3 protein-coding genes are annotated in these 5,227 nt (G+C 68.2%); all 3 read right to left on the bottom strand.

Going from position 1 to position 5,227, the window contains the following annotated elements; genetic code table 11:
• Position 1: 1 nt before the first annotated feature.
• The 3 genes from ACFYX0_RS46655 to ACFYX0_RS46645 all read right to left on the bottom strand — a co-directional run bounded on the left by ACFYX0_RS46655 (position 2) and on the right by ACFYX0_RS46645 (position 4,818).
• On the bottom strand, positions 2-1,732 hold the full coding sequence (locus ACFYX0_RS46655) for a trypsin-like serine peptidase (protein WP_388981644.1): 1,731 nt from the start codon (positions 1,730-1,732) through the stop codon (positions 2-4).
• An 832-nt stretch (positions 1,733-2,564) separates the two neighbouring features.
• On the bottom strand, positions 2,565-4,136 hold the full coding sequence (locus ACFYX0_RS46650; RefSeq protein WP_388981641.1) for a trypsin-like serine protease: 1,572 nt from the start codon (positions 4,134-4,136) through the stop codon (positions 2,565-2,567).
• A 310-nt stretch (positions 4,137-4,446) separates the two neighbouring features.
• Positions 4,447-4,818 (bottom strand): hypothetical protein, encoded by a 372-nt coding sequence (locus tag ACFYX0_RS46645; RefSeq protein WP_388981638.1) that lies wholly within the window; start codon positions 4,816-4,818, stop codon positions 4,447-4,449.
• Positions 4,819-5,227 lie beyond the last annotated feature (409 nt).

Here is a 5,227-nt window from a genome sequence, read left to right as displayed (position 1 = left end):
GTCAGCCCACCGGCACGAGCGGGACTTCGTCGTGCAGACCCTTGGCGTCCACGCCGGTGAACAAGCTGACGTGCCCGTCGCTCCAGCGAACGATGACGTCGTTCGCGGTGGTGTCGGCGGTGAAGGCGCCCGCGGCGACCACGGCGGCGTCCTTCCACTCCGAATTCCTCGGCCGGATCCTGATCTCACCGGGCAGGCCCCTGCCAGTCAGGCCCGGGTAGAGGGTGGTCTCCCCGTCGACCCAGCGCACCAGCAGGTCCTCGGTGACGTTGCCGGTGAAGGACCCGGTGGTCAGCTGGCCGGCGTAGGGCCAAGTGGTGGTGTTCTTGGCGACGATCTGCGTCTGCTTGCTCAGCCCGCTGACGGCCAGGTCACTGAAGAGGGAGACGTGGCCGTCCTTGAAGGCCACCAGCAAGTCGTCACGATGACCTGCCGACGTGAACCGGCCCCCGACCAGCACCCGGGCGTCGTCCTGCCAGAGGGGCGTCTTCCGCGGAGCGAGCTGCTTCTCGCCGTGGAAGCCCTGGGCATCCACGGTCGCGTACTGGGTCATCTCCCCGTCGACCCAGCGCACCACCAGCCCGTCCGTCGAGCTGCCGGCGTTGACACTGGTCAGGGAGACGGCCTTGGCCCAGATGCTCTTGCGGGGCGCCAGCCGGTATTCGGAGGCGAAGGGGTGCGCGGTGGCGTTGCTGTCGCCGCCCTGGTAGAGGGTGACCTCACCGTCGTCCCACAGCACGATCAGGTCCATGTGCCGGGTGCCGCCTCGCGAGCCACCGGTGTAGTAACCGGCAGTCATGGCCACGGCGTGCTTCCAGGTCCCCGCCTTCCCCATGGAGTAGGGCAGGGGCGGCGGTTGGTAGGTGCCGTGGTCGTTGTGGACGGCGTTCTGTGCGTCGTCGTAGAGCTGGAAGAACCGGTCGCCGTACAGGGGGCTGTAGGTGATCCGGTCGTACAGCGGGTCCTTGGGGTCCACGTCCGGCCCACCTTGCATGAAGCCGCCGACGTTGCCGATGATCTGCCCGGTGTCGCCCGACGGGTCGAGGGAGGAGAACCACGGTCCGCCGGAGACCCCGCCCCACATGCCCGCGCAGTCGATCTGCATCTGGTAGTAGGCGGGCAGCGCGGTCGTCCTGACGCCGGTACAGCGGAACGCGCGGTCCTGCGGGTTGTGGTCGGCCCTCGGGTAGCCGATGACGGTCACCTGGTTGGTGAACCCCGGCGAACGCGTCAGAGTGTTGCCGCCCACGACGTCCTCGACGTTGCGCCCGCCGTTGTCGGCCAGGCTCGCAAAGGCGAAGTCCAGGTCGGAATTCCGGCTCTTGTCCGAGGCGTACTGTGCGTCCCGGAACCACTCCTTGACCGGCCACACCCCGTACGGCTGATCCGCTGCCGGCTTGGTGTGGTCGTACATGGGAACGAACGCCGCCCTGCTGCCGACGCAGTGACCGGCCGTCAGGAGCAGGTTGCGTCCTGTGCTGCGCACCACACTCGCCGTGCAGTAATGCGCTTTCATGTCCTTGTCGGTGGTGAAGAGCACGCCGACGGACTTCATGCCGTCGAAGAACTCACCGTTGGCCCCGGTGGCGCCCGACGGCCTCTTACGCAGCGCCGACCAGCCCCGCGGCGGGGCGGCCCGGCCCGAGGGATCGATGGCCGACGCCATGCGCTGGGAGGTCCAAAAGCGGATCGCGTCCTGTACGGTCCAGGCGTTGCCTGTGGGCAACGACATGTTGGAGGGCGAAGGAGCGGCGACCGTGGGCGCGGACTCCATCGCCGTGCGTCTGCCGGTGGCGGGGTCCGATGCGGCTCTTGCGATTGCAGAACCGCACAGCACCAGTACCCCGCACAGTACGGCGGCAGACCAAAAACGTATTCGTGTGTTACGCAAGTGAAACTGCTCCAGTCAGGCACGCGGACGGCCCGTACGCCTCCGGCTTCGCGTGAAGTGACGGCCCTCGCGGAGTACGAGGCCCTTCCACGTCTCTGAGGAAGTCCCGCTCCCACCGAGTTCAAGGGGGAGCGGCTGTCCGCGCTCGGCATGGGCTGGACACGGACGCCGTCGTGTCCCGCGTGGGCCCAGACATGCAGGTCCGGGCCCACGGCAGTCAGCCACGGCAGGACGGCGGGGACTCACTCATGCAGCCCCGGCGTCGGTTCCGCGCAGCGCTTCCATCGGGTGGCATCGTCGACCAAGTACTCGTTCAGAAGCCTGAACATGCACCCGCACAGATCGCCGTCGCCGAGCGGAGCATGGCTCGGGACACAGGCCTCGAAGGCGCATATTTCCTGCACCAGCGCGCACCAGACAAGGTTGGTGCCGTGCCCGAGCCTTTCCGCGAGCCACGACGAGGCCCCGCAGTAGTTCGCCGTCTGTTGCCGCGTCGTCTCCGTTGATGAAGGCCGCATAGGTGCGCTATGAGCCGCCGAGCCCGTAGGCACCGGGCCTTCGGTGCACATCTCAGAGACGGGTGGGAAAGTCCATCACTCGCCCTTTCCAGTCAGGCGGAGTGAACACCCGATCGTCGCGTAGTCGAACCCCTCCAACGCCGAGCCAGAGTACGTCAGTTGGGCGGCGCGAGTTGAGTTTCGTCGTGGAGGCCCTTGGCGTCGGCGCCGGTGAAGAGGCTGACGTGTCCGTCGTTCCAGCGGACGAGGATGTCGTTCGCGGTGGTGTTGGCGGTGAAGGCCCCCGCAGCGACCACGGCGGCGTCCTTCCACTCCGAGTTCCTCAGGCGGATCCTGATCTCCCCCGGCAGGGCCTTGCCGGTCAGGCCCGGATAGATCGTGGTCTCGCCGTCGACCCAGCGCACCAGCAGGTCGTCGGTGCTCTTGCCGGTGAAGGACCCGGTGGTGAGGTCCTCGGCGTACGGCCAGGTGGTGGTGTTCTTCGCGACGATCTGGGCCTGCTTCTTCAGCCCGTTGGCCGCCAGATCACTGAAGAGGGAGACGTGGCCGTCCTTCCACTCCACCAGCAGGTCGTCGCGGTGGCCGCCTGGCGTGAAGCGGCCGCCGGTCAGCAGACGCGCGTCGTTCTGCCATTCGGGAGTCTGCCGAGGGGCGAGCTGCTTCTCACCGTGGAAGCCCTTGGCATCCACGGTCGTGTACTGGGTCATCTCCCCGTCGATCCACCGCACCACCAGCCCGTCCGCGCCGCCGCCGGCATTGACACTGGTGATCGCCAGGGCCTTGGCCCAGATGCTCTTGCGGGGCGCCAGCTGGTACTCGGCGGAGAACGGGTGCGCGGCGTCGTTGCTGTCGCCGCCCTGGTAGAGGGTCACCTCGCCGTCGTCCCACAGCACGATCAGGTCCATGTGGCGGCTGCCGCCCGCGGAGCCGCCGGTGTAGTAGCCCGCGGTCATCTGCACGACATGCTTCCACGGCGCGTTCGCGAAGGTCGTGCTGTAGGCGACCTGCTGCACCCAGCCGGACAGATCGTCGACGCGGGCGGCCATCGCCCCGGTGCGGCTCTCGGACGCATCGGTGCCCCGACAACCACCCTGCCATGAACGGCTGTTGACGCCTGCGACCGTGGTGCGGCCGTCGGTGGTGGTCAGCGCGGGACCGCCGGTGTCACCCTTGCAGACGGCGGCGCCGTCGGCCTTCGCCGCCAGATCCACGGTGGTGGCACCGACGTTCTGGACGGTGAACGCGACCGCGTGCACCTGGTCGGGCACCCACTCATCGTGTGTACGCCCGTATCCGGCGGCCTGCACCTCGTCCCCCACGCCCGGTGCCGTGCCCGCCACGGGGATGGGCGTGATGCCGGTGACGGGCTTGGCCAGTTCCGCCATCACCACGTCCCGGTCGGCGCGCGGCGCGAGGTTCACCACCTGCTGGGCGGTCCCGCCGATGGCGGCCGTCGTCTTCAGCTTCGGAGCGCCGGGGGCAAGGGGGCCGCCCGGAATGTCGGTGAAGCAGCTCGCGGCCGTCAGCAGCCACTGCGGGGCCACCAGTGTGGCCGAACAGCCGCGCTGGCCGCCGATGTCGAGGCGCGCGGTGGCGGCCGCTGTGGCGGCGGGGGCCTGCGGGCCCGATACGGCGGTCGCGGGCGTGGCCGACAGGGCGGCGGCAGCCAGCGACGCTGCGGCGATCAGGCCGCTGGCCCGCGGCGTAGGCGGACGAAAGCCGGACATGAACAATCCCCGTTTCATGTGAGGTCGGTAAGAAGACAGGCAAGTGAGTGCCGTCAGCTCGTAGAGCGCAGCGCCGGCAGGAGGACCGATGCGCCTGCGGCGCCGTTCAGCGGCCCTCAGCTGTTGTCGCCGGCACACCAGACGGACATCGGCTCGGTGCGGGGCCGGCCTCGGCGTCTGCTGTGCCGGTGGCGACAGTGGTCGATCGGAGAGGGCCGGCAGGCTGTCGTGCTGCCGGTGAAGCGCAGGTTCGGCGGCGCGCGGGTTCGGCGATGCGCGGATCCGTAGCGGCAGGAGCTCGCCCGAAGGTTCAGCCGGTGACGCGGAGTTCGACGAGGACGGAGGGCTTTCCGCTGGCACCCGCCTCACCGATGGGCTTGTAGTCGTTCTTGGCGGCTTCGACGACGGTCTCCTTGTCGCCGCTCTTCACCTTGGCCTCGACGGGATGGTCCTGGGTCCAGATGCCGTAGGCATCGGGCAACTCCAATGTCAGCTCGCCCTGCTTGCCGCTGACCGCGAAGCAGAACTGCTTCTGAGCGGTCCGCGACTCCACCATGATCGCGTACGTGGACTTGCAGTCGGTAAGCATGATGTGGCCGTCTCCCCGCTTGAGGAGGATCTGCTTCTCCTGGAAGATCTTCGCCGCATCCGGGTAGGCGAAGTCCTCCACGGCCGAGGGCATCGTGTCATCGGTCGGAGTGGCGGTAGCCGAGGCGGTGGGAGAGGGATCCCCCGGAGCGGCGTGTGCCGCGGTCAACGTAGCGACTGCGGCACAGATCGCCAGCCCTCCCGAAATGCCCGCCATGATGAGCGTTCGGCCCCTGGTCATCAAGGTGCTTTCTCTTTCCCCGTGGTGATGCTGCACGCAGTGAAGCTCCTGTGAGTTTCGCGTGCTCGGTCTGTGCATAGGATGTTACTGGCACGTCGTCAGAATCTTTGGCAGGGACAGCGGACGAGGGCTGCTCGGCCAGCCGTCTCCAAAGGTCATGACAGGGCCGCTCGGCCGCAGCGGTCACCGCTTTCTGCCAACGGGTGCACGGCCCGACCAGCCGCATCCGCACACGTGCCGACTTATGACTGATCTCACATAT

Origin of the sequence: Streptomyces sp. NPDC002573 (genome assembly GCF_042889625.1) — a bacterium.
In the GTDB taxonomy this organism is placed as follows: Bacteria; Actinomycetota; Actinomycetes; order Streptomycetales; family Streptomycetaceae; genus Streptomyces; species Streptomyces gibsoniae.
Note: the sequence above shows the minus strand (reverse complement) of the source record. Positions and strands in the feature narration are given on the sequence as shown.

What these genes read in the sequence shown, in the direction of transcription:
- ACFYX0_RS46645 (WP_388981638.1), bottom strand. Translation starts at nt 4,818, where the DNA reads ATGCCCTCGGCCGTGGAGGACTTCGCCTACCCGGATGCGGCGAAGATC.
- ACFYX0_RS46655 (WP_388981644.1), bottom strand. Translation starts at nt 1,732, where the DNA reads ATGTCGTTGCCCACAGGCAACGCCTGGACCGTACAGGACGCGATCCGC.
- ACFYX0_RS46650 (WP_388981641.1), bottom strand. Translation starts at nt 4,136, where the DNA reads ATGTCCGGCTTTCGTCCGCCTACGCCGCGGGCCAGCGGCCTGATCGCC.